At 64.0% G+C, this 1,309-nt stretch carries 2 protein-coding genes; both read right to left on the bottom strand.

What is annotated here, in order from left to right:
- Nucleotides 1-460 (bottom strand): AIR synthase related protein (locus tag TW83_RS16330; protein ID WP_045983843.1); only part of this gene is annotated, 460 nt, incomplete at its 3' end.
- A 303-nt stretch (nucleotides 461-763) separates the two neighbouring features.
- Nucleotides 764-1,309, bottom strand: a 546-nt coding sequence (locus TW83_RS16335; RefSeq protein WP_045983844.1) for a substrate binding domain-containing protein, incomplete at its 5' end; no start/stop codon positions are given.

Consider the following 1,309-nt stretch of genomic DNA (forward strand, 5'->3'; position numbering starts at 1 on the left):
AGGCGCCGATCCCCTCGACCACGCCCTTGACCAGATGCGGGGTCTTGGGGTGATCGGTGCGCCCGAAGGACAGCGCATCCATCGCCGCGATCGGGCGCGCGCCCATGGTGAAGACGTCACGCAGGATGCCGCCCACGCCGGTCGCCGCGCCCTGATGGGGTTCGATATAGCTGGGATGGTTGTGGCTCTCCATCTTGAAGACCACCGCCTGACCGTCGCCGATATCGACAACGCCCGCGTTCTCTCCGGGACCGCAGATCACCTGGGGGCCGTCGACGGGCAGGGTACGCAGCCATTTCTTGGACGACTTGTAGGAACAGTGCTCGTTCCACATGGCACTGAAGATGCCCAGTTCGGTGAAGGTCGGTTCGCGCCCGATGATCTGCAGGATGCTGGCATACTCGTCCGGCTTCAGCCCGTGGGCCGCGATCAGTTCCGGGGTAAGCTGTGGTTCCTGCATGACACGACCCTTCCTGCGCATGAAATCACGCGTCTTCTAGGCGCTGGCGGCGTCCATGGAAAGGCCGCAGAACCCGGGCGCGGGACAAAAAAAAGCCGGGCACAAGGCCCGGCCTAAGTCCAACAGGGAGGTAGAAGGTGAGGAGCGATTACGCTGATCATCGCCTTCTAAGCCCGATATATGTGCAGTCTGTGAACTCTTCAAGACAAATGGCGCTGCGGCTGCAGCATAGCCGCCATGCGCTGGCGTAATGGCTGCACGCGGCGCGTGCATCATCCCGGTTTCGCCTGCGGTTTGGGCAGGTCAGACCTGCCCGGCCTCGCTTTGATGGCGGCGATAGGCCTGGATCTCTTCCAGGACAAAGTCGCGGAACACCGCGACGCGGCGCGTCTGGCGCATTTCCTCGGGATAGGCAAGGAAGACCGGCACCTCTCCCGACTCGGTGTCCGGGAACACGCGGATCAGGTTCGGATGGTCGGCAGTCAGATAGTCGGGCAGGACGCCGATGCCCAGATTGGCCAGCACCGCCTGCAGTACGCCGAAATAGTTGTTCACCGTCAGGGTCGATCCGACGTTCTGGGACATCAACTCCTGCACCAGGCGCGCGCCGGCCGCCACCTGAGGCTGGTCGGGCTTCTGGCAGATCAGACGGTGGTTGGACAGGTCGGCCAGCGATTCCGGCGCCCCATGCGCCGCGATGTAATCCGGGCTGGCATAGAGGCGCATCCGGATGTTCAGCAACCGGCGGCGGATCAGGTCGGACTGGCTGGGCTCCTTCATGCGGATGGCCACGTCCGCCTCGCGCATGGGCAGGTCCAGGACGCGCTCCTCCAGCAGCAGGTCGATGCG

The organism is Paracoccus sp. S4493 (assembly GCF_000967735.1).
GTDB classification, from domain to species: domain Bacteria; phylum Pseudomonadota; class Alphaproteobacteria; order Rhodobacterales; family Rhodobacteraceae; genus Paracoccus; species Paracoccus marcusii.